The following is a 19,171-nucleotide window of genomic DNA, read 5'->3' on the forward strand; positions in this document are numbered from 1 at the left end:
TACAGAATTGGAGCAGCCTTCATGTCGCACAGCACCACCGTCGCCCTGGTGACCGGCGCCAGCCGGGGAATCGGCGCCGCCATCGCCCGGAAACTGGCATCCACCGGCACCGATGTGGCGTTCACCTACCAGCGCGACGAGGTCGCCGCGAAGTCCGTCGCCGCCGACATCGAGGCGCTCGGCAGGCGCGCGCTGCCGATCCAGGCCGACAGCGCCGATGCCGCCGCCGTGGTCGCGGCCGTCGACCGGACCGCTCACCAACTCGGCGGCCTCCACGTGCTGGTGAACAACGCGGGCATCTTCCCGGCCAAGCCCTACGAGGAATTCACCCTCGCCGAGATCGATCGGGCGCTCGACATCCACGCCAGGGCACCGTTCGTCGCGGGCCAGGCCGCGCTGGCCCACCTCGGCGAAGGTGGGCGCATCATCTCCATCGGATCGAACCTCACCGACCGCGCCCTGTTCGGCGGCCTGGCCCTCTACAACCTGAGCAAGTCGGCCCTCAACGGCTACACCAAGGCGCTCGCCAGGGAACTCGGCCCGCGCGGCATCACCGTCAACCTCGTCCAGCCCGGCCCCACCGACACGGACATGAACCCGGCGGCGGGCGAGCACGCACCCACGCAACGAGAGTTCAACGCGCTCGGCCGTTTCGGCACCCCCGACGACATCGCCGACCTGGTCGCCTTCCTCGCAGGCCCCTCAGCCCGCACGATCACCGGCGCAGTCATCACCGTCGACGGCGGCACCAACGCCTGACCCGGCCGGTTCGAAATGCCGCCGACTATCAGGCGCCCATTCGGCACACACCACGCGCAGCTGCCTGACACGCGGCCGACGCCACGCGGCACGGCCGACGTGGAGTCGACTCGGGCGGGTTCAGCCGGTGACGGAGAAGAAGCAGGCAGGGTCGAGGGTGTGGATGGGGGTCCAGGGTGACTCGGCGACGGGCGCTTCCGGGTCGTGGGCGGTGTCGAAGTAGCCCTGCAATTCCAGTGCGAGACGGGGGTTTTCGTCCACCTGACGGGCGATCGTGTAGAGCACCGCGAGCACATGGAGGCAGCGGGGTGTGCGGGCGGAGCAGGAGCAGTCCGTGCTCACCAGGGTCGGGGCGGGGGAGTGGCCCGCGTCGAGCAGGGCTCGGTGCATGTCGTCGGTGACGACGGTGGCGTCGGGAATCACCTGCTCGATCGCGGTCACCGCCGCGCGGGAGAGCGGCGCCACCTCCACGTGCGCGATCGAGGCCTGCCCGCCCCGGTGCAGGTGCGCGCGCACCGTGCGGCCCTCGATCTCGGTGCGCACCCCGTTGTTGCGGGCGACGCTGCGGGCGCGCGGCAGCAGCGGTTCGGGGCGGGTCTGGCGCAGCGGTTCGGCCAGTCGCACCCAGTCCTTACCCCACGGCGTGTACCCGAACTCGTTGTCTGCCATCAGTTCTCTCGCTTCCGTCGCAGGATGTCGACCAGGGCGTCGTCGTCGAGACGGGCCAGTTCGGCGATGCCCGCGGCATCGGACAGGTCGGTGAGGGCCGACTTGCGGGTGTGCATGCCGGCGATGTGTTCCTCCACCGTGGTGGCGCTGGTGAGCGTGGTGACGGTGACCGTGCGCGTCTGCCCGATGCGGTGCGCCCGGTCCGAGGCCTGGGCCTCCACCGCCGGATTCCACCATCGGTCGAAGTGGATCACGTCGGCGGCGCGGGTGAGGGTGAGACCGGTACCCGCGGCGCGCAGGCTCAGGATGAGAACCGGTGGGCCGTCGGGTGATTGGAACTCGTGAACGATCGCCGCACGCTGATCGGCGTCGAGTCCACCGTGGAAGAACGGCGCCCGCACCCCGAACTGTTCGGCCAGGTGGCGCACGAGCAACTCGCCGGTCTGCCGGTACTGGGTGAAGATCAGCGTGGGATCACCGGTGTCGAGATTGGTCGCCACGATGTCGGTACACAGCTCGAGTTTGCCCGAGCGCCCGGACAATTCGCCGAGGTCGCCGGTGACCAAGCCGGGGTGGTTGCACACCTGTTTGAGGTGCGTGAGCGCCGCGAGCACCCGGCCCTGTCGTTGCAGACCCGATCCGAAACCCTCGTCCAGGGCCGCGGCGAGCACCGTGTCGTAGGCCTTCTCCTGCTCCGGGGTGAGGTCGCACAGCAGATCGCTGTGGATCTTGGCCGGCAGCGACGCCGCCACCTGGATCTTCTTGCGGCCGAGCAGCACCGGTTCCACCGCGTCACGCAACCGGGCGGCCGCATCGGCCGAACCCTCCTCGATCGGCCGCACGAATCGGCGCCGGAACTGGGTGCGGTGCGCGAACAACCGGGGCACGGTGAGGTTCAGCAGGGCGAACAGCTCGTCGAGATGGTTCTCCACCGGGGTGCCGGTGAGCGCGACCTTGGCGTCGGCGGGCACCGCACGCGCGGCCCGCGACACCTGGGTGCGGGGATTCTTCAACGCCTGCGCTTCATCGAAGACGACGGTGGCCCACTGCTTCTCGGTCAGCGCCGACCCGTGCAGACGTAGCGTCGGATACCCGGTGACCACAACGGTCCCCGGGTCTGCGGACACCGCACCGCCACGCCACGACACCACCGTCAGCCCGGGTGCGAACCGTGCGATCTCGTGCACCCAGTTCCCGACCAGCGAGGTCGGACACACCACCAGCTGCGGCCCAGCGGCCCGCCCCTGGAGGAACCCGATCGTCTGCACGGTCTTGCCGAGGCCCATCTCGTCGGCGAGCACCGCCCCGCCGTACGCGGCGACGGTCTCCCGCAACCACCCGACCCCACGCACCTGATACGGGCGAAGGGTCGCCTCGAGCGCCCCGGCGAGCTCCGCCGCCGCGGCTTCGGTCTCCCGCACCACCCGCACCGCCCGCTCGGCCGACACGACCGCCGTCCCCACAGCGTTGGGCACCGCATGCGCCGCGATCGGCAGCTCGAGCGCATTGGCGGCCGCCCCTGCATTCGGGGTGGGCCGTGCATTCGCGGCGGGCCGCTCGCCCGCGCCGAGGCCGGTCGAGGGCCGCCCGTCGCCCGCGTCCGCACGAGCTTCATCGGCGGTGGGCGCCTCCCGATGCCGACGGTCGCCGTCCGTGCGGGCGTCCTCGAGGAGCGTGCGCCAGGCCAGGGCCGACGGGCCCAGCTCGGCGACGGGCAACTCGAGCAACTCCGAACCGGTCACGACGGCAGCGGGTACCTCGACCGGCTCGAGCGCCCTGCGCTCACCGACCGGCAGCGCCAGCGTCAACGTCTCGGGGTCTCCGACGTCGCGTGGTGGGCGCCCGGCACCGAGTCCGCTCCAGGTCCACAGGGCGAACAGGTGACGATCGGGAAGATAGGTGGCCTGGATGGCGGGCAGAACATTCTCCTCTGATCGGGCAGCGCGAACAGGCTAATAACGTACACTGTACTGAATTTGTTCCCGACCGACCGGAAAAGGTTCCGCGCATGCCGACCGACGGCAGATCCACCGACCAGGCCGCCCAGCTCGTGCAGCTGCTGTGGCGTCATGCCCTGCCGGCCAAGCCCGGCGCGCGCGGCCCCAAACCCGGCCTCACGGTCGACGCGGTCGTGGCGGCGGGCATCGCCCTGGCCGATCGCGACGGCATCGGCAAGCTGACCATCCGCGCGGTGGCCGCCGCCCTCGACGTGCGTGCCATGAGTCTCTACACCTATGTGCCGAGCAAGGAGGCGCTGCTGGTGCTGATGGTCGACGCCGTGGCCGCCGAGGACGAGCCGATCCCCGCCGAGCTGCCGCTGCGCGAGCGCATGATCGCCGTCGCGGACCGGGTCCGCACCGAGCTCCTCGCCCACCCGTGGCTGCTCGAGGTGTCGCCGTGGCGCCAGGTCCTCGGCCCGGCGAGGATGCGCCGCTACGAGAACCAGCTGCGCGCCATCGACGGCGCGGGCCTGTCGGATCTGGCGATGGACCGCGCCATCGCGGTGCTCACCGATTTCGCCACCGGCAATGCCCGCCTCGCCGTCGCGGCGGCGGGCGCGGCCGACCAGCTCAGCGATGCCGATTGGTGGCGGGTACACGGTCCGCTGCTGGCCGAAGTGATGCCCGCCGACCAGTTCCCCCTCGCCGCACGTGTGGGCACCACGGTGGGCGAGCACTATCAGGCCCCCGCCGATCCGGACGGTGCCTACGCCTACGGTGTCGCGACCCTGGTCGACGGCATCCTCGCCGACACCGCCTGACCCCGGACACCACAACAGCGGGCGCCGGAATCCGGTCGCCCGCTGTCGGGGGTTTTCTATTGTCGGATGTTGTTGTGTTCGGACGCGAGAGGAGTGGTCAGAGAGCTGGAGCCGATTCCGTGTCGATCACGGCTTCGAGCTCGCGCAAACGGTCCATGTGTTCATTCGCGTGGTGCTGGCAGAAGAGCAACTCGCCACCCGCGGGAAGAACGGCACGCACTCGGGCAGCCGCCCCGCAACGATCGCAACGATCGACCGCGGTCAGTGGGGTGCTGGTCAGGGTTCCTGGCATGACTCCTCCGTCCCGGCTCCCGGCGCTGCGTGGCCGTTCGCCTAGGTGTGGGCCCCGTGGTCACTCCACGTGGCTCGCGTCCGCTACTTCCCAGCAGTGGTACGACTACTCTGTCAGACGTTCGGGGTTCAGGCTTTGTTCCCGGAAGTGAATCTTTGTGTTTTCGATAACACGACCTGCGGTTTCGCTGAAAGCGAACATGCGCTGGTCGTCGGTCTCGAGCACCCGCCGATCACCCGTGGCGCCGTTTCCCACCTCCTGTTCGATCCTGACACTCATCGACTGTGTCGCTCGCTGTGGTGTTGCTCGTTACGCCACGAGCTCGATCACCACCGTGCGGCCCCACCGCCCACCGTGTGACAGGGTCTTCACCGTCCGAACCTGTTGTCTACCCGGAGATTACCCGTGATATCCGACACTCACACGCTTGTTCACCTGTGTTCTTCCCAAGAGTGGCAACAATTTGCGCACGACGGGCAACGCCGCCCGCCGTCGCTGACCGAGAGCGGCTTCGTGCACCTGTCCACCCCCGAACAGGTGCGGCTGCCCGCGAATCGTCTCTTCGCCGGCCGCACGGATCTGGTGCTGCTGTGGCTCGACCCGGCCCGGCTCGCGTCGCCGCTGAAGTGGGAACCGGGCGTGCCGGGCGACCCGGAGTCGATGCTGTTCCCGCACCTGTACGGGCCGCTGCCGGTCGCCGCGGTGCTCGACGTCTCGCCCTATCGACCGGGCCCGGACGGCGTGTTCCATACCCCACGCCGACCGGGAGTGGCGCCGGACACAACCGGGCTCTGACGGGGCTATCGTGGATATGTGAATGTCGATGTCACAGCGCTACCGGGGATCGGAGTGCGCAAGGATTTCGAGGTCAGGTCGGGGCGCCGCGTCGGGGTGGTCGCCCATCGCGACGGTGACATCGATCTGATCGTGTCCAAGCCCGACGACCCCGACGCCATCGCCGCGCAGGTGCCGCTGTCGGTGGACGAGGCCTCGGTGCTGGCCAACCTGCTCGGCGCCCCACAACTGGTGGCCAAGCTCAACGACGACCACCGCGACCTGCCCGGCATCACCACCCGTCAGCTCGTGCTGCTCGCCGAGTCACCGTACGCGGGACGCACACTCGGCGAAACCGGGATGCGGACCCGCACCAAGACCTCGATCGTGGCCGTGATGCGTGCCGGCCAGCTCCACCCCTCACCAGGTCCGGACTTCACCTTCACCGAGGGCGACCAGCTCGTGGTCGTCGGCACGCCGGAAGGCCTGGACGCAGCCGCGAAAATTCTCACGCACGGCTGACGGCCGTGACCGCGCAGGCCCTGGCGCTGCTCGAACTAGGCATGATCTTGTTCGCGCTAGGGATCTGCGGCCGGATCGCGGGCCGGTTCGGAATGTCACCGATCCCGCTGTACCTACTCGGCGGGCTGGCGTTCGGGCGTGGCGGTTTCGTGGAACTGGAAGGCGCGATCGAATTCGGTCACGTCGCCAGCGAGATCGGCGTGGTACTGCTGCTGTTGCTGCTCGGGCTCGAATACACCGCGCCCGAACTGATGACCGGGCTGCGCCGCTCCTGGACCGCCGGTGTGCTCGACCTGCTCGCCAACGCGCTGCCCGGCGCCGCCGTGGCCCTGATCCTGGGCTGGGGAATTCTCGGCGCCGTGGTGCTCGGCGGCGTCACCTACATCTCGTCCTCGGGGATCGTGGCCAAACTCCTCGACGACCTCGGCCGCCTCGGTAACCGCGAAACCCCCGTGGTGCTCTCGATCCTCGTGTTCGAGGACCTCGCGATGGCGGTGTATCTGCCCATCCTCACCATGATGCTGGCGGGTCTGAGCCTGCTCAGCGGGCTGGTGTCGCTGGCCGTCGCGCTGGCGACGATCACCGTGGTGCTCGTGGTGGCGTTGCGGTTCGGACGGGTGGTCTCGGCGGTGCTCGACAGTACCGATCGCGAGGTGTTCCTGCTGCAGCTGATCGGCGCGGCGCTGCTGGTCGCCGGTGCGGCCTCGGCGCTGAACGTGTCGGCCGCGGTCGGCGCGTTCCTGCTCGGCATCGCGATCTCGGGGTCGACCGCGCAGGAGGCGGCCAAGCTGCTCGAACCGTTGCGCGATCTGTTCGCGGCCATCTTCTTCGTGGCCTTCGGCCTGTCGATCGACCCGGCGGCTATTCCGCCGGTGCTCGCCTGGGCCGCGGGGCTCGCGGTGGTCACCACGGGCACCAAGATGGTCGTCGGCTGGTGGGCGGCGAGCAGGCAGGGCATCGCGCGAGCGGGCCGGGCGCGCGCGGGCGCGGCGCTGGTGGCGCGCGGCGAATTCTCCATCGTCATCGCCGGTCTGGCGGTGAGCTACGGCACCGCCGACCCCCGCCTCGCCGCTCTCGCGTCGGCCTATGTGCTGCTGATGGCGGTGCTTGGCCCCGTCATCGCGCGCGTGATCGAACCGGTCGTCACCCTCGGTGGGCGCCGAAGCCTTTCGACGACGTGACTAATCGATGACCCGGCGCGGCCAGGCACCCGCCACGTCGTAGGCCAGTTCCTCCGTGCGGTATTCGATCGGCTCCTGCATTCGCACCGGCAGCGGCGCGGGCATCGCGGGCGGCGGGACGGCACGCTTGCGCGGCTGGTGTCGGGAGGTGAGCCACATGCGCGGCAGCGCCTCCTCGTTCTCGATCTCGGTGAGGCTCACACTGATCAGCACCAGCATGGTGACGATGCTGCTCACGCCGATCAGCGGCGCGAGCAGTTCCATCGCCCCCGACCCCGAGGGCGGCCCGCCATGGTGGCCGGGGTGGGCCTTCATGGCCGCCATGCCGGTGTAGTGCATGCCGGTGACGGCCACACCCATGATCAGCGAGGCACCGATGGTGGCCAGAAATCCCTTGACGCGCAACGTGAACCACAGCGCGACGATCGAGGCGACCACCGCGATCACCAGCGACAGCGTGACGATCAACGCGTCGTAGGACACCGTTGCCGTCGATTTCATCGCATACATGCCCGCGTAGTGCATGGTGCCCACCCCGAGTCCGGCGATGGTGCCACCGCCCACGAGCGAGCGCAGCGTCGGTTGCGGTTTGTTCACCATGAACAGCCCGATCCCGACGACGACCATCGCCGTGATCGCGCTGAGCAGCGTCAGGGGGACGTCGTAGCGGATCTCCGCGCCCCGGATGCTGAACCCGAGCATGGCGATGAAATGCATGACCCAGATGCCGGTTCCACCGATCGCGATGGCGGCGCCGACGAGCCAGCTCACCCGTCCCTCGGTGGCGTTGCGTCCACGCGCGGCGCACTGCAGTCCGAGCAGGCAACCGGTGACGGACATGAAATAGGCGAGAACAGGGGTGATCCAGCCGTAGCTGAAGTGATAGATGTCGAGCACGCCGCGCAAACCCTCAATGCCGGTACCGCTGACCGGTCGGCGGTAGAACGAAAAGCTGGACGTGACGATACGGCGAAAACCCGAATTCGGTGCCATCACAGCGCAATCGGGGAGTGTGGGTTTGATCACGAAACGATTACCGCGCGTTTTCTGTGGTAAACAGACCGTTCGGAATTCGGCGAGGGACACAAGAAAAGGCCCGGACCCCTTGTCATAGGGTCCGGGCCTCGTCTCGCGAATACCTAGTCGAGGTAGTCGCGCAGTACCTGCGAACGGCTCGGGTGACGCAGCTTGCTCATCGTCTTGGACTCGATCTGCCGGATACGCTCACGCGTGACACCGTAGACCTGACCGATCTCGTCGAGGGTGCGCGGCTGACCGTCGGTGAGGCCGAAGCGCAACCGCACCACGCCCGCCTCACGCTCGGACAGCGTCTCGAGCACCGACTGCAGCTGATCCTGCAGCAGGGTGAAGCTCACCGCGTCGACCGCGACGACCGCCTCGGAGTCCTCGATGAAATCGCCGAGCTGGCTGTCGCCTTCGTCGCCGATGGTCTGGTCGAGCGAGATGGGTTCACGCGCGTACTGCTGGATCTCGAGGACCTTCTCCGGCGTGATGTCCATTTCCTTGGCCAGCTCCTCCGGGGTGGGCTCACGGCCCAGATCCTGGAGCAGCTCGCGCTGGATGCGCCCGAGCTTGTTGATGACCTCCACCATGTGCACCGGAATACGGATGGTGCGTGCCTGGTCGGCCATGGCGCGGGTGATGGCCTGACGGATCCACCACGTGGCGTAGGTCGAGAACTTGTAACCCTTGGTGTAGTCGAACTTCTCGACCGCGCGGATCAGACCCAGGTTGCCCTCCTGGATCAGGTCCAGGAACGCCATGCCGCGACCGGTGTAGCGCTTGGCCAGCGACACCACCAGACGCAGGTTGGCCTCGAGCAGGTGGTTCTTGGCCCGGTTGCCGTCGCGCACGATCCAGTTGAAATCGCGGCGGGTGGTCACCGACAGCTTCTCGCCCGCCTCGGCGAACTCGCGCATCTTCTCCGCCGCGAACAGGCCGGCCTCGATCCGCTTGGCGAGTTCGACCTCCTCCTCGGCGTTGAGCAGCGCGACCTTGCCGATCTGCTTGAGGTAGGCGCGGACCGAGTCGGCGGAGGCGGTGAGTTCGGCATCCTTGCGCGCCTGACGCAGCGCCTCGGATTCCTCCTCGTCCCAGACGAAATCGCCGGAGGCCTTGTCCTTCTCGGTCGGCTCGGTGGTGTCGGCGGCATCGGCGGTGTCGTCGGCGACCTCCTCGACGATGACATCACCGTCGGTGAGTTCGTCCTCGGCGACCTCGAGATCACCGAGATCGTCGAGTTCGATCGACTCGTCGTCGAGTTGCTCCTCGCCCCCCTCGGCCGCGGTCGCCTTCTTGGCCGCGGTTTTCTTCGCCGGGGCCTTCTTGGCGGCAGCCTTCTTCGCCGGGGCCTTCTTGGCAGCGGCCTTCTTCGCCGGGGCCTTCTTGGCAGCGGCCTTCTTCGCCGGGGCCTTCTTGGCGGGAGTTACGGCGTCGTCGGCATCGGCGTCGGCCGAGTCGGCGGTCTGACGGGTATTCGTGGCTACCACGTACGCCCTTTCGTGACGGTCTCGTGCGGCGTCACGCCAGAGTGGTTTCCGGCGGAGCGGTCGGTCGGGTTGCACCGGCGGTGCGTCGGTCGGGTGCTCTCCGGTTCGTTCACCGGCTTGCTCGCGACCGGCTGAGGCCGGAAGGTTTCACCGGCTCACCGCCGGACGTGTTCCATTGTAACGATCCAACCAGGGTACTCAGTGCCACGATGCCCTCCAGGCGTTGCGGCGTCGTCCTCGTGCGTTACGGCGCGATGCCCCCGGCGATGGCCATCGCCGCGCCGACGATACCCGCGGTGTTCTTCAACACGGCCGGAATCACCGGAGTTCGGTTGGTGAGCAAGGGTATCCACTGCTCGTGATCGCGGCTGATACCGCCACCCGCCACGATCACCTTCGGCCAGAAGAGGTTCTCGATGTGGATCAGGGCCTTGCTCACCCGCTGCGCCCACTCCGGGTAGGTGAGGCCGTCGCGGTCCTTGATCGAGGCGGCGGCCATGTGCTCGGCTTCCACCCCCTCGATGTCGAGGTGGCCGAGCTCGGAGTTGGGCACGAGGGTGCCGTTGTAGAGCAGCGCCGAGCCGATCCCGGTGCCGAAGGTGAGCAGCAGGGTGAGGCCGTTCAGGTCGCGGGCGGTGCCGTAGCTGTCCTCGGCGAGCCCCGCCGCGTCGGCATCGTTGAGCACCGTCACCGTCCGCCCGCCGAGCGCGGCCGAGAACAGGGCGCGCGCGTCGGTACCGATCCAGGCGGGGTCGATATTGGCGGCCGTGCGGGCGTGTCCGTCGAGCACCACGCACGGCAGCGTGATCCCCACCGGTCCCGTCCAGCCGGCCAGCGCGACGAGTTCGGCCACCGCCGCCGCCACCGCCTCGGGCGTGGCGGGTCGCGGAGTGGCGATCTTGAGCCGCTCATGGGTGAGCAGACCGGTGTCGAGATCGACCACGGCCCCCTTCACGCCACTTCCCCCGATGTCGATGCCGAATGCGTGCCCCCGAGCGGACATGGATGAACCCCTTGCCTGACGCGGTCGATGTGCCGGACAAAGAGTAGCGGTAGTCACCGCTCGCTCGGGCTCCCGCATATGATCCGATGGCGTGGTGCCTCAACACAGTTCCGTTGCCCCCGCCACGACCGCCGCCGACGAACGACTGCGCGAGCTCGCCGTCGAGCTCGCCGAGACCGCCGCCGCGCATGTGCGTGCCCGCCGACCCGAGGTGTTCGCCGACGGGGGACCCGTCGACGGTGCCGTGGCGACCAAGGGCCACGTCACCGACCCGGTCACCGTGGTCGACACCGAATCCGAACAGTTGATCCGCGACCTGCTCGCCCGGCGCCGCCCCGACGACGCGATCCTGGGCGAGGAGGGCGGCGGCGATGTCGGTGCCACCGCGCCGGGCGCCGTCACCTGGGTGGTCGACCCGATCGACGGAACTGTCAACTTCCTCTACGGCCTGCCCGGGTACGCGGTCTCGGTGGCGGCGGTGATCGACGGCGCCCCGGTGGCGGGCGCGGTGGCCGACGTGGCGACCGCGACCACCTACAGCGCCGTGCGCGGTGGCGGGGCGTTCGCCGTCACCGCCGACGGCACCCGCACGAAACTGTCCTGCACCCAAGAGGATTCGCTGTCGGTGGCACTGGTCGCCACCGGTTTCGCCTACGGCACCCAGCGTCGCGCCGACCAGGCGAGGCTGCTCACCGAGATCCTGCCCCAGGTCCGCGACATCCGCCGCCTCGGCGCCGCCGCCATGGACCTGTGCCACGTCGCCTCGGGTCACCTCGACGCCTACTACGAGCACGGGCTCAACGCCTGGGACTGGGCGGCCGGCGCCCTCATTGCCGCCGAAGCGGGCGCGGTGGTGCACGTCCCGCCGGTCACCGTCGGCGGTGCAGCGGGCGAACTGACCTTCGTCGCCGCCCCCGGCATCGCCGAGGACTTCGCCGCCCTCCTCACCGAGACCGGCGCGACAACACCCCTACCCGACTGAGAAGCCGGAGTCGGTTTCTCGGCCCTACGCGACCGAGAATCCCGGCCCGGTTTCTCGGCCGCCTCGATCTGGACTGACCGGAGGGTGCGACGAAGGAGTGCCCGCAGGGAGGGAAGATCGAGGCCCCCCGGGCCGAGAAACCCGCGGCGCCAGCCGCCGATACCTCAGCACTTGACGGTGCGGGCGGCGTCGAGGAGGTCGGGGTCGATGGAGGACGAGCTGGCGCCGGGGGCCAGGTTCTTCAGTGCGCGCAGGACCGCTTCGGCGTCGGCGCTGGGGCGGAGCGACTCGCCGAAGGCCAGGCCGAGCACCAGGTCGACCGAGTCGTCGGTGCGCGGGTCCTCGATCAGTTCGGCACAGGGCGCGACCAGCTGCACCGAGGCGGCGGCGGGCCTGCCGTTCACGCCGTAGCGGATCTGGCCGGTGCAGTTGAGGTCACCGCTGACATAGACCGGATCGTTACCGACCTGTGTCCCCGGTGCGCTCGCGAAGCCGAGGTCACCGAGCGCGGAGGCGATGTTGCCCGCCTGTCCGCTCTTGCCGTTGGCGTTGAACACCCGCACCTTGGACTCCGACAGCGCCGCCGGATCCACCTCGTCCAGGCGCGAGGGCCCGACTCGGGTGCCGAGCGGAGCCGGCTTGGGTGCGTTGGTCGCGGTCGGTGTGCTCGGCGCGTTGCACGCCATCGGCTCGTTGTTGTCCTCGCGGGTGCGGAACGCCGCCACCCACACGAACAGGGCCACAAGAGCCAGCACGAGGACCATCGCGAGCCACAGCTCGGGGCGCCGTCGCGGAAAGGGTTTGCCGTCGCGATCGGTCGCGCTGCCTTCGGTGATCAGTGAAACCACGCGCTCACTCTACGAGTCCGCCGCCGATGCGCGAGTGCGGGAGGTCTCGGCGAGTTTCCCGGCAGGTGAAGATTCGTCGTCGGTTTCGTCGCGGCGGGGTTTTGATTGCGACATTTGTCGGTAGGTCCGCTATTGTCTGCCCGCCCAGATCGAATAATCACCCGTGAAACGGTGGTCGGTCGCGGGAACAACAAGGGCATGTCCTGCGTTAACCGAACGCTGTCGGAGTAGATCGAGCAACGATCCACCTGATAGTCGAGCGGTGTACGTGTGAGGTGCACCACCGGCGGGGCGGTCGAGCGCCGTCTCCCTGCGGGGACGTGGCAATCGAACTGATCCGGTATTTACGGAGTAAGGACTGAGGGGAAGACGACATGGCAACCGACTATGACGCACCGCGGCGCACCGAATCCGACGAAGTGTCGGAGGATTCGCTCGAGGAGCTGAAGGCCCGCCGCAACGAGGCGCAGTCCGCCGTCGTGGACATCGACGAGACCGACACAGCGGAATCGTTCGAGCTTCCCGGCGCGGACCTGTCCGACGAGGTGCTCAGCGTTCGGGTGGTCCCGAAGCAGGCAGACGAGTTCACCTGCTCGAGCTGTTTCCTCGTGCACCACCGAAGCAGGCTGGCCAGCGAGAAGGGTGGCGAGATGATCTGCATGGACTGCGCCCTCTGACGCGTTCCACGGCGAGGTAGACGGGTCAGCCCGCGCTCGGGAGTCCGAGCGCGGCCAAGACCCGGTCGGGCCTGCGCGTGCTGATCAACCAGTACGGCGTCGGGTCGTCCGGGTCGTCGAGGACGAGCAATGCCATCGGCCCGATCCAGGGCCGGTGCTGGACATAGGCGGCGGGGTCGAGCTGACGACCCAGCGCCGCGCTCTTGGCCGTCGGTGCGACGGCCGCGGCCCGCGCGACGAAGCTCACCGGCAGGTGGGCGCGGTCGACGCGCAATTCCGCCGTTCCCTCGGGGGTGACGGCCACTTCCAGCCGGTGACGGCTCATCCACAACAGAATCCACACGGGTACCGGTGCCATCAGCACGTACGGCAACCAGGCCCGCAGCCCGGGCGCGCCCATGTGGAACTCGGCGGCGATCAGCCCGGCGATCGCGAAGCCCACCGGCCACCACCACAGTGGCACCCACAGGCGCTCCCGGTAGGGCGACGCGGTGGGCGCGGCGGCCGCGCGGGCGTCGGTGTCTGCGGCGTCGGTGGTCGGAGAATGGGACTGGTCGGGCACGGTTCAAGACTAGGCGATCGTGGCAGGGTCGTGACGCGCTGGTCCGGCTCCGAGCGCGTAGTCTCGACCGATGTGAACGCACTTGCACCGATTCCGCTGCGGCGGCTCGATCCCGGCATCCCTGTGCCGAAGCGTGCCCATCCGGGTGACGCGGGCGTCGACCTCTGTACCACCGAGGATGTGATCATCGAACCGGGTGAGCGGGTGCTGGTCGGCACCGGGATCGCGCTCGCGCTGCCGGTCGGCACGGTCGGCCTGATCCACCCCCGCTCGGGTCTGGCCGCGAAGGCGGGGCTGTCGGTGGTGAACACACCGGGCACGATCGATGCGGGCTATCGGGGCGAGATCAAAGTGTGCCTGATCAATCACGACCCGCGCACCGCCATCGAGCTGCGCCGCGGCGACCGCATCGCCCAGCTGCTCGTGCAGCGGGTGGAGCTGGTCGAGTTCGCCGAGGTCGACGACCTGGACGAAACCGTGCGTGGCGCGGGTGGTTACGGGTCGAGCGGCGGGCACGCGAGCCTGACCGGCAAGGAGGCGTAATGGGTCTGTTCGGCAAGAAGAAGCGCGCACCGCGCGAGGACGACGCGGTCTACGGCGACGACTACGCCGCGGACGACTACGACGATTTCGCCGACACCGACGACTACGACACCGACGAGTTCCGCCGCCCCGACTTCGCCCACCTCGATTTCGACGACGCTCCCACCGACGAGCGCATCTACGGCAACTTCGACCACGCCCCCGACGCCGCCGCCGGCCCGTACGACATCACCGAAGTGACCGACGACATGATCGCGCGCAGGCTCGATCTGGGGTCGGTGGTCATCCCGGTGCCCGAGGGTGGGCAGCTGCAGGTGGAGATGAGCCCCGACGGCACCCCGCAGGCGGTGCACCTGGCCACCCAGCACGGCAGGCTCACCGTGGCCGCGTACGCCGCGCCGAAGTCGGCCGGGCAGTGGCGCCTCGTCGCGGCCGACCTGGCCGAGTCGCTGCGCGGTGACGGTGCGAGCGTCGCCATCGAGAAGGGCCCGTGGGGTCGTGAGGTGAAGGCGGTCACCGAGGGCGCCGATCTGCGTTTCATCGGTGTCGACGGACCGCGCTGGATGATCCGGCTGGTCGCGGCGGGCCCCTCGGGCGCGGTCGACGATCGCAGCCCGCTCATCACCGCCGCGCGGGCCGTCCTGGCCGACGCGGTGGTGCGGCGCGGCTCCGAGCCGCTACCGGTGCGTGACCCGCTGCCCGTGGTGCTGCCCCAGGAGCTGGCCGAACAGCTCGCCGCCGCCCATCAGCAGCAGGTGCTCGCCCAGCAGCAGGCCATGGCCGCGCAGGCGGCCGCCGCGCAGACCCCGCCGTCGGCGGTGCCGCCGAAGCTGCCCGACGAACCGCGGCGCGGCGCCGATGGCTCGGCGATGCAGCAACTCGGCCTGAACTAGGTTGCGGCCGAGATCTTTTCGGTCGACAGACGGTCGAGCTCGGTGAACCCGGTGTGTCCGAGGACCGCCGGGTTCGCACCGAGTTCGGCGAGGGTGATCCGGCGCAATCCTGCCGTCGGCAGCGTCGCGGCCCATTCTTCGGCGACGGCGATCGGATGCACCGGGTCGTCGCCCGCGCCGATCACCGCGACCGGGACGGGGCAGGCGGCCAGTTCCTCGACGGTCGGCCAGGAGTAGGCGGCCGCCTCGTCCAGAGCCTGCGGCAAATCGGGCCACTGGCCGCGCCAGGACTGGGTGAGCGCCTCGGCCAGCCAGGCCGGGCTCGAGGCGCGCATGCGGGCGATCACGGCGTCGAGACCGTCGGCGCGAAGTTGCCCGGCGGTTGCCGAGGCGCTCAGAGCGGCGGGGCACGAGGTGGTTTCCGGGCCCGTCCAGGCGGGTAATGCTGTGATGACACCGACAACCGCGTCGCGATGTCCGGTGGCCCACCGTAAGGCGATCGCGGCACCCAGCGAGATCCCGGCCGCCAGGACCGGTCCGCGCGCGGCGGCGGTGTGCAAAGCCGCGGTACAGCTCGCGATCACGGCCTTCGGGTCGGGTTCGACGGCAAGGAATTCCAGGCCGTGAGCGGCCGCGGCCGGTCCGAATGCACGGGCTGCGAAATCGGCGTCGGAGCCGGTTCCGGGCAGGGCGACCACGGTGACCTGGGGTGGGGTGCGCAACACGGACCGAGCGTAGCGGCCCGGCGTTTGCCCATCTACAGTGGCGTTGAAGGCCAACTAGCGGGAGAAGCGTGCCATGTCGTCATCCACGGGCTCACACAAGTCGGGATCGGGCCCGGACTCGGGATATTTTCGTCGACTCGGACGCCGCCTGACGGCCGATATCGATCAGCTCGACGCCGAGGAACTGGCCGAGACCGCCGACGCCTCGGGCGCCCGGCGAGCCAAGGACTGTTGCCGCGGCGAGGAAGCCACCATCGTCGGCAGGCTGCGCAGCGTGGAGGCCTGTCCGAAGGCGGCCGGTGCCACGGTGCAGGCCGAGTTCTTCGACGGCACCGACGCCATCACCCTGGTGTGGATCGGGCGCAGGCGCATCCCCGGCATCGAACCGGGCAGGCGCATCCTGGTGCGCGGCCGCGTCGGCGACCGCGACGGCCGCAAAGTGATCTTCAACCCCTACTACGAATTGCGCGGGAACAGCTGACGTATGCCCTCCAGCGACGAGTACCGCCACACCGCGGACCCTGAAGCCACCGTTGCCCTGCCGGTGGTCACCGACCACCCCGTCGACCCCGACGTCGACAAGGAGACGGCCGAGGCCGAGCAGACCCTGCTCGAGCAACTCGGCGGCATCAGCGGTCTGATCTACTCCACCCTGCCCGTGCTCGTGTTCGTTCCGGTGAACACCTTCGCCGGGCTCACCGCCGCCATCTGGGCCGCCCTCGGCGTGGCCGCGGGCGTGCTGATCTGGCGGCTCGTGCAACGCAGCCCCGTCCAGCCTGCCATCTCCGGTTTCCTCGGCGTCGGACTGTGCGCGTTCATCGCCCACCGGGTGGGAGAGGCCAAGGGCTTCTTCCTGTTCGGCATCTACACCAGCCTCGTGTACGCGGGCGTGTTCGCGCTGTCGATCCTGTTCCGGTGGCCGCTGGTCGGGGTGATCTGGGGCGCGCTCAACGGCCACGGCACCGCATGGCGCAGCGATCCACGGGTGCGCAAGCTCTACGACCTGGCCACCGTCGTGTGGGTCGTCGTCTTCGGCGCCCGCTACCTGGTGCAGTCCCAGCTCTACGACACCGACCACACCACCTGGCTCGCGATCGCCCGCATCGCGATGGGCTGGCCGCTGACCGCGGTCGCCCTGGTGGTCACCGTGTGGGCGGTGCGTCGCGCGGGTCACCTGCCCGCCGACAAGTCCGCTGTCGGAAGGGATTCCGCTTCCGCCTGAGGGTGGGCAGGGGTACCGCCGGAGGTGGGGAACTACCCACCCTGGGGTGCCTGGTTGCCGCCGCCTGTTCGTCGCACGATCAATGCATACCGAATTACGCAGTGATCGTGAGAGGACCGGCGACCATGATGGCAACCGAGCACCGTGCAAGCGCAGCTTCCAAGCCCGGCTCAGCCCAGTCGGAGAGCAGGCGCATCGGCGCCGAACTCGACGCCCTGATCGGTCCCGCCGCCCGCAACGACCGCGACGCGATCGCCGAGATCCTGCGCCTGGTCCACCCCCTCGTGCGCCGCTACTGCTCGGCGCGGATGGGTGCCACCGGCCACCTCACGGTCACCGCCGACGATGTCACCCAGGAAGTCCTGATCGCCACCGTCGCCGCCATCCCGCGCTACCGTGACCAGGGCAAATCCTTCCTGGCCTTCGTGTACGGTATCGCCGCCAACAAGGTGTCCGACGCCTTCCGCCGGGGCAAGCACACCGCGTACCCGATGGCCGAGATGCCCGACACCGCCAGCGCCGAAGCGGGCCCGGAGGACTGGGCGCTCGCCTTCGAACGGCGTGCCGCGACCCGCGAACTGATGCAGGTGCTGGCCCCGAATCACCGTGAGGTGCTGATGATGCGGATCGTGCTCGGCTGGAGCGCCGCGCAGACCGCCGAGGCCATCGGCACCAGCCCCGGCGTGGTCCGGGTGATGCAGCATCGTGCGCTCAACAAGCTGCGCGCTCAGCTCGCCGCCGCTTGAGAGCGGCTCAGGGCCGGATGCCGTGCCCGGCCAGGGTGAGCCGCAGATCCTCCTCGGCCTCCACCGAGGTGACGAACAGCAGCTCGTCGTCGCCTTCGAAGGGGTCGTCGGCCTGGGGCACGATCACCCGGCCGCCGCGCAAAATAGTCACCAGCGCGGTGTCGCGCGGCAGGACCAGGCTGCGCACCGGTTTACCGGCCAGCTGAGTGTCGGTGGGCAGGGTGATCTCGACCAGGTTGGCCTGTCCCTGGCGCAATGTCATGAGCCGAACCAGATCACCCACCGACACCGCCTCCTCGACCAGCGAGGCGAGCAGGCGCGGTGTCGACACCGCCACGTCCACACCCCACGACTCGTCGAAGAGCCATTCGTTGCGCGGATCGTTCACCCGCGCCACCACCCGGCGCACCCCGAACTCGGTCTTGGCGAGCAGGCTGTGGACCAGGTTGGTCTTGTCGTCGCCGGTGGCCGCGATCACCACCTCGTAGGTTTCCAGCCCGGCGTTCTCGAGCAGCGACAGCTCGCAGGCGTCGGCGTGCACCCACACCGCGTCGGGGATGGCGGGCGGGTCGATGTGGTCGAGCTGGCGTTCCAGCAGCATCACCCGATGCCCGCCGCGCAGCAGTTCCCTGGCGATCGAGCGCCCGACGGCACCCGCCCCGGCAATGGCCACCTTCATGTTCAGTCCTCGCTCACGGGGGCCTTGGCCGCCAGCGCGACCACCTCACCGACACTGCCGGAGGTCGCCGCGACGTACACCACGTCGTCGGCCTGGACCACCGTCTTGGATTCGGGCAGCAGGCCCCGGCCGAAGCGCAGGATGAACGCCACCCGCACGCCGAGGTCGCGTTCGAGGTCGCGCACGGTGCGACCGAACCAGTCCTCGTGCAGCGTGAGCTGGGTGACGGCCACCGCGCCGGTGGGTTCGCGCCAGGTGGTCGTGGAGTTGTCACCGATCAGCGTGCGCAGGAAACGGTCGGTCGTCCACGGCACGGTGGCGATGGTCGGGATGCCGAGCCGTTCGTAGACCTCGGCGCGTTTGGCGTCGTAGATCCGGGCGACGACGCGTTCCACGCCGAACATCTCCCGGGCCACCCGCGCGGAGATGATGTTGGAGTTGTCGCCCGAGGACACGGCCGCGAAGGCGTCGGCACGTTCGATTCCCGCGCGGGTCAGCACATCACGGTCGAAGCCGACGCCGATCACTTCCTGCCCGGTGAAGCCCTCACCGAGCCGGCGGAAGGCGCTGGGATCACGGTCGATCACCGTGACCTCGTGACCCACCCGGGTCAAGGCGCGGGCCAGCGACGACCCGACGCGCCCACACCCCATGATCACTACGTACACCGTGCACCCTCGTTCCTTGCCGAACCCGTGGCGTCCGGCTTGGACCGTACCCGCCGGAGCTTCCCCCGCCCAGTTTCCCCCTGGCGAGGCGGTGCAAACAACCTCGACATCCCGGTCGGCGGCCAGGTCACGTGAGCGCGAACACATCGATGATC

At 69.3% G+C, this 19,171-nt stretch carries 24 protein-coding genes; 12 read left to right on the top strand and 12 right to left on the bottom strand.

Annotated features, from left to right (window positions below):
* Window positions 1-21: 21 nt before the first annotated feature.
* Window positions 22-759, top strand: coding sequence for an SDR family NAD(P)-dependent oxidoreductase (locus ACSVDM_RS00635; protein ID WP_439261945.1), 738 nt, complete (start codon window positions 22-24; stop codon window positions 757-759).
* 120 nt (window positions 760-879) lie between these two features.
* Here ACSVDM_RS00635 and ACSVDM_RS00640 read toward each other — a convergent pair whose 3' ends face one another.
* On the bottom strand, window positions 880-1,428 hold the full coding sequence (locus ACSVDM_RS00640; protein WP_439261947.1) for a hypothetical protein: 549 nt from the start codon (window positions 1,426-1,428) through the stop codon (window positions 880-882).
* The gene (locus tag ACSVDM_RS00645) at window positions 1,428-3,308 is read right to left on the bottom strand and encodes a DEAD/DEAH box helicase (RefSeq protein WP_439262638.1); all 1,881 of its coding nucleotides are present in this window, start codon (window positions 3,306-3,308) and stop codon (window positions 1,428-1,430) included. The genes ACSVDM_RS00640 and ACSVDM_RS00645 overlap by 1 nt, the downstream gene beginning before the upstream one ends.
* A gap of 128 nt (window positions 3,309-3,436) precedes the next feature.
* Between ACSVDM_RS00645 and ACSVDM_RS00650 the strand changes: the two genes are divergently transcribed.
* Complete coding sequence (locus tag ACSVDM_RS00650) at window positions 3,437-4,189, top strand: TetR/AcrR family transcriptional regulator (protein WP_181696994.1); 753 nt, start codon at window positions 3,437-3,439, stop codon at window positions 4,187-4,189.
* Window positions 4,190-4,286: 97 nt separating this feature from the next.
* On the opposite strand, the gene ACSVDM_RS00655 is transcribed toward ACSVDM_RS00650, so the two are convergent.
* Window positions 4,287-4,481, bottom strand: coding sequence for a DUF7455 domain-containing protein (locus ACSVDM_RS00655; protein WP_029903635.1), 195 nt, complete (start codon window positions 4,479-4,481; stop codon window positions 4,287-4,289).
* Between the two features lie 105 nt (window positions 4,482-4,586).
* Window positions 4,587-4,760 (bottom strand): hypothetical protein, encoded by a 174-nt coding sequence (locus ACSVDM_RS00660; RefSeq protein ID WP_157104669.1) that lies wholly within the window; start codon window positions 4,758-4,760, stop codon window positions 4,587-4,589.
* Window positions 4,761-4,886: 126 nt separating this feature from the next.
* On the opposite strand from ACSVDM_RS00660, the gene ACSVDM_RS00665 reads away from it, so the two are divergent.
* The 3 genes from ACSVDM_RS00665 to ACSVDM_RS00675 are packed head-to-tail and all read left to right on the top strand — an operon-like array spanning window position 4,887 to window position 6,958.
* On the top strand, window positions 4,887-5,276 hold the full coding sequence (locus ACSVDM_RS00665; RefSeq protein WP_439261950.1) for a DUF952 domain-containing protein: 390 nt from the start codon (window positions 4,887-4,889) through the stop codon (window positions 5,274-5,276).
* Window positions 5,277-5,294: 18 nt separating this feature from the next.
* The gene (locus tag ACSVDM_RS00670; protein WP_067492837.1) at window positions 5,295-5,777 is read left to right on the top strand and encodes a TrkA C-terminal domain-containing protein; all 483 of its coding nucleotides are present in this window, start codon (window positions 5,295-5,297) and stop codon (window positions 5,775-5,777) included.
* Window positions 5,778-5,818: 41 nt separating this feature from the next.
* Window positions 5,819-6,958 carry a cation:proton antiporter gene (locus ACSVDM_RS00675; protein WP_439262640.1) on the top strand — a complete coding sequence of 380 codons (1,140 nt, stop codon included), beginning with the start codon at window positions 5,819-5,821 and terminating at the stop codon, window positions 6,956-6,958.
* On the opposite strand, the gene ACSVDM_RS00680 is transcribed toward ACSVDM_RS00675, so the two are convergent.
* The 3 genes from ACSVDM_RS00680 to ppgK form a co-directional block, all read right to left on the bottom strand.
* Window positions 6,959-7,855: an MHYT domain-containing protein gene (locus ACSVDM_RS00680; protein WP_439261952.1), complete on the bottom strand. Its 897-nt coding sequence runs from the start codon at window positions 7,853-7,855 to the stop codon at window positions 6,959-6,961.
* Between the two features lie 242 nt (window positions 7,856-8,097).
* Window positions 8,098-9,468, bottom strand: a complete 1,371-nt coding sequence (locus ACSVDM_RS00685; RefSeq protein WP_067492841.1) for an RNA polymerase sigma factor — start codon at window positions 9,466-9,468, stop codon at window positions 8,098-8,100.
* A 244-nt stretch (window positions 9,469-9,712) separates the two neighbouring features.
* Window positions 9,713-10,471, bottom strand: a complete 759-nt coding sequence (gene ppgK, locus ACSVDM_RS00690; RefSeq protein WP_439261954.1) for a polyphosphate--glucose phosphotransferase — start codon at window positions 10,469-10,471, stop codon at window positions 9,713-9,715.
* A gap of 91 nt (window positions 10,472-10,562) precedes the next feature.
* Here ppgK and ACSVDM_RS00695 point away from each other — a divergent pair, with 91 nt between their 5' ends.
* On the top strand, window positions 10,563-11,453 hold the full coding sequence (locus ACSVDM_RS00695) for an inositol monophosphatase family protein (protein ID WP_439261956.1): 891 nt from the start codon (window positions 10,563-10,565) through the stop codon (window positions 11,451-11,453).
* 164 nt (window positions 11,454-11,617) lie between these two features.
* On the opposite strand, the gene cei is transcribed toward ACSVDM_RS00695, so the two are convergent.
* Complete coding sequence (gene cei, locus ACSVDM_RS00700) at window positions 11,618-12,301, bottom strand: envelope integrity protein Cei (RefSeq protein ID WP_067492845.1); 684 nt, start codon at window positions 12,299-12,301, stop codon at window positions 11,618-11,620.
* Window positions 12,302-12,675: 374 nt separating this feature from the next.
* Between cei and ACSVDM_RS00705 the strand changes: the two genes are divergently transcribed.
* Window positions 12,676-12,978, top strand: a complete 303-nt coding sequence (locus ACSVDM_RS00705; protein WP_067492847.1) for a DUF4193 domain-containing protein — start codon at window positions 12,676-12,678, stop codon at window positions 12,976-12,978.
* Window positions 12,979-13,003: 25 nt separating this feature from the next.
* On the opposite strand, the gene ACSVDM_RS00710 is transcribed toward ACSVDM_RS00705, so the two are convergent.
* Complete coding sequence (locus ACSVDM_RS00710; protein ID WP_084456461.1) at window positions 13,004-13,540, bottom strand: DUF3093 domain-containing protein; 537 nt, start codon at window positions 13,538-13,540, stop codon at window positions 13,004-13,006.
* Between the two features lie 72 nt (window positions 13,541-13,612).
* Between ACSVDM_RS00710 and dut the strand changes: the two genes are divergently transcribed.
* Both dut and ACSVDM_RS00720 read left to right on the top strand, forming a co-directional pair.
* Window positions 13,613-14,083, top strand: a complete 471-nt coding sequence (gene dut / locus ACSVDM_RS00715; RefSeq protein WP_067492849.1) for a dUTP diphosphatase — start codon at window positions 13,613-13,615, stop codon at window positions 14,081-14,083.
* The gene (locus tag ACSVDM_RS00720) at window positions 14,083-14,976 is read left to right on the top strand and encodes a DUF3710 domain-containing protein (RefSeq protein ID WP_439261959.1); all 894 of its coding nucleotides are present in this window, start codon (window positions 14,083-14,085) and stop codon (window positions 14,974-14,976) included. The genes dut and ACSVDM_RS00720 overlap by 1 nt, the downstream gene beginning before the upstream one ends.
* Here the strand turns inward: ACSVDM_RS00720 and ACSVDM_RS00725 are convergent.
* Window positions 14,973-15,701, bottom strand: a complete 729-nt coding sequence (locus ACSVDM_RS00725) for an alpha/beta fold hydrolase (protein ID WP_439261961.1) — start codon at window positions 15,699-15,701, stop codon at window positions 14,973-14,975. The genes ACSVDM_RS00720 and ACSVDM_RS00725 overlap by 4 nt on opposite strands.
* 73 nt (window positions 15,702-15,774) lie before the next feature.
* Here ACSVDM_RS00725 and ACSVDM_RS00730 point away from each other — a divergent pair, with 73 nt between their 5' ends.
* The 3 genes from ACSVDM_RS00730 (at window position 15,775) to ACSVDM_RS00740 (ending at window position 17,669) form a co-directional block, all read left to right on the top strand.
* On the top strand, window positions 15,775-16,182 hold the full coding sequence (locus ACSVDM_RS00730) for an OB-fold nucleic acid binding domain-containing protein (RefSeq protein ID WP_067492853.1): 408 nt from the start codon (window positions 15,775-15,777) through the stop codon (window positions 16,180-16,182).
* A 3-nt stretch (window positions 16,183-16,185) separates the two neighbouring features.
* On the top strand, window positions 16,186-16,923 hold the full coding sequence (locus tag ACSVDM_RS00735) for a DUF3159 domain-containing protein (protein WP_439261963.1): 738 nt from the start codon (window positions 16,186-16,188) through the stop codon (window positions 16,921-16,923).
* Window positions 16,924-17,030: 107 nt separating this feature from the next.
* On the top strand, window positions 17,031-17,669 hold the full coding sequence (locus tag ACSVDM_RS00740) for a sigma-70 family RNA polymerase sigma factor (protein ID WP_376739950.1): 639 nt from the start codon (window positions 17,031-17,033) through the stop codon (window positions 17,667-17,669).
* A 7-nt stretch (window positions 17,670-17,676) separates the two neighbouring features.
* On the opposite strand, the gene ACSVDM_RS00745 is transcribed toward ACSVDM_RS00740, so the two are convergent.
* Window positions 17,677-18,348: a potassium channel family protein gene (locus tag ACSVDM_RS00745; RefSeq protein ID WP_439261966.1), complete on the bottom strand. Its 672-nt coding sequence runs from the start codon at window positions 18,346-18,348 to the stop codon at window positions 17,677-17,679.
* A gap of 2 nt (window positions 18,349-18,350) precedes the next feature.
* On the bottom strand, window positions 18,351-19,016 hold the full coding sequence (locus tag ACSVDM_RS00750; RefSeq protein ID WP_067492859.1) for a potassium channel family protein: 666 nt from the start codon (window positions 19,014-19,016) through the stop codon (window positions 18,351-18,353).
* Window positions 19,017-19,171 lie beyond the last annotated feature (155 nt).

The sequence above is a fragment of the Nocardia sp. JW2 genome, from assembly GCF_051843015.1.
In the GTDB taxonomy this organism is placed as follows: Bacteria; Actinomycetota; Actinomycetes; order Mycobacteriales; family Mycobacteriaceae; genus Nocardia; species Nocardia coubleae.

Excerpts from the sequence above, each read along its gene's own strand:
- ACSVDM_RS00650 (WP_181696994.1), top strand. The coding sequence starts at position 3,437 with ATGCCGACCGACGGCAGATCCACCGACCAGGCCGCCCAGCTCGTGCAG.
- ACSVDM_RS00705 (WP_067492847.1), top strand. The coding sequence starts at position 12,676 with ATGGCAACCGACTATGACGCACCGCGGCGCACCGAATCCGACGAAGTG.
- ACSVDM_RS00635 (WP_439261945.1), top strand. The coding sequence starts at position 22 with ATGTCGCACAGCACCACCGTCGCCCTGGTGACCGGCGCCAGCCGGGGA.
- ACSVDM_RS00735 (WP_439261963.1), top strand. The coding sequence starts at position 16,186 with ATGCCCTCCAGCGACGAGTACCGCCACACCGCGGACCCTGAAGCCACC.
- ACSVDM_RS00730 (WP_067492853.1), top strand. The coding sequence starts at position 15,775 with ATGTCGTCATCCACGGGCTCACACAAGTCGGGATCGGGCCCGGACTCG.
- ACSVDM_RS00655 (WP_029903635.1), bottom strand. The coding sequence starts at position 4,481 with ATGCCAGGAACCCTGACCAGCACCCCACTGACCGCGGTCGATCGTTGC.
- ACSVDM_RS00675 (WP_439262640.1), top strand. The coding sequence starts at position 5,819 with ATGATCTTGTTCGCGCTAGGGATCTGCGGCCGGATCGCGGGCCGGTTC.
- ACSVDM_RS00720 (WP_439261959.1), top strand. The coding sequence starts at position 14,083 with ATGGGTCTGTTCGGCAAGAAGAAGCGCGCACCGCGCGAGGACGACGCG.
- ACSVDM_RS00660 (WP_157104669.1), bottom strand. The coding sequence starts at position 4,760 with ATGAGTGTCAGGATCGAACAGGAGGTGGGAAACGGCGCCACGGGTGAT.
- ACSVDM_RS00640 (WP_439261947.1), bottom strand. The coding sequence starts at position 1,428 with ATGGCAGACAACGAGTTCGGGTACACGCCGTGGGGTAAGGACTGGGTG.
- ppgK (WP_439261954.1), bottom strand. The coding sequence starts at position 10,471 with ATGTCCGCTCGGGGGCACGCATTCGGCATCGACATCGGGGGAAGTGGC.
- ACSVDM_RS00745 (WP_439261966.1), bottom strand. The coding sequence starts at position 18,348 with ATGAAGGTGGCCATTGCCGGGGCGGGTGCCGTCGGGCGCTCGATCGCC.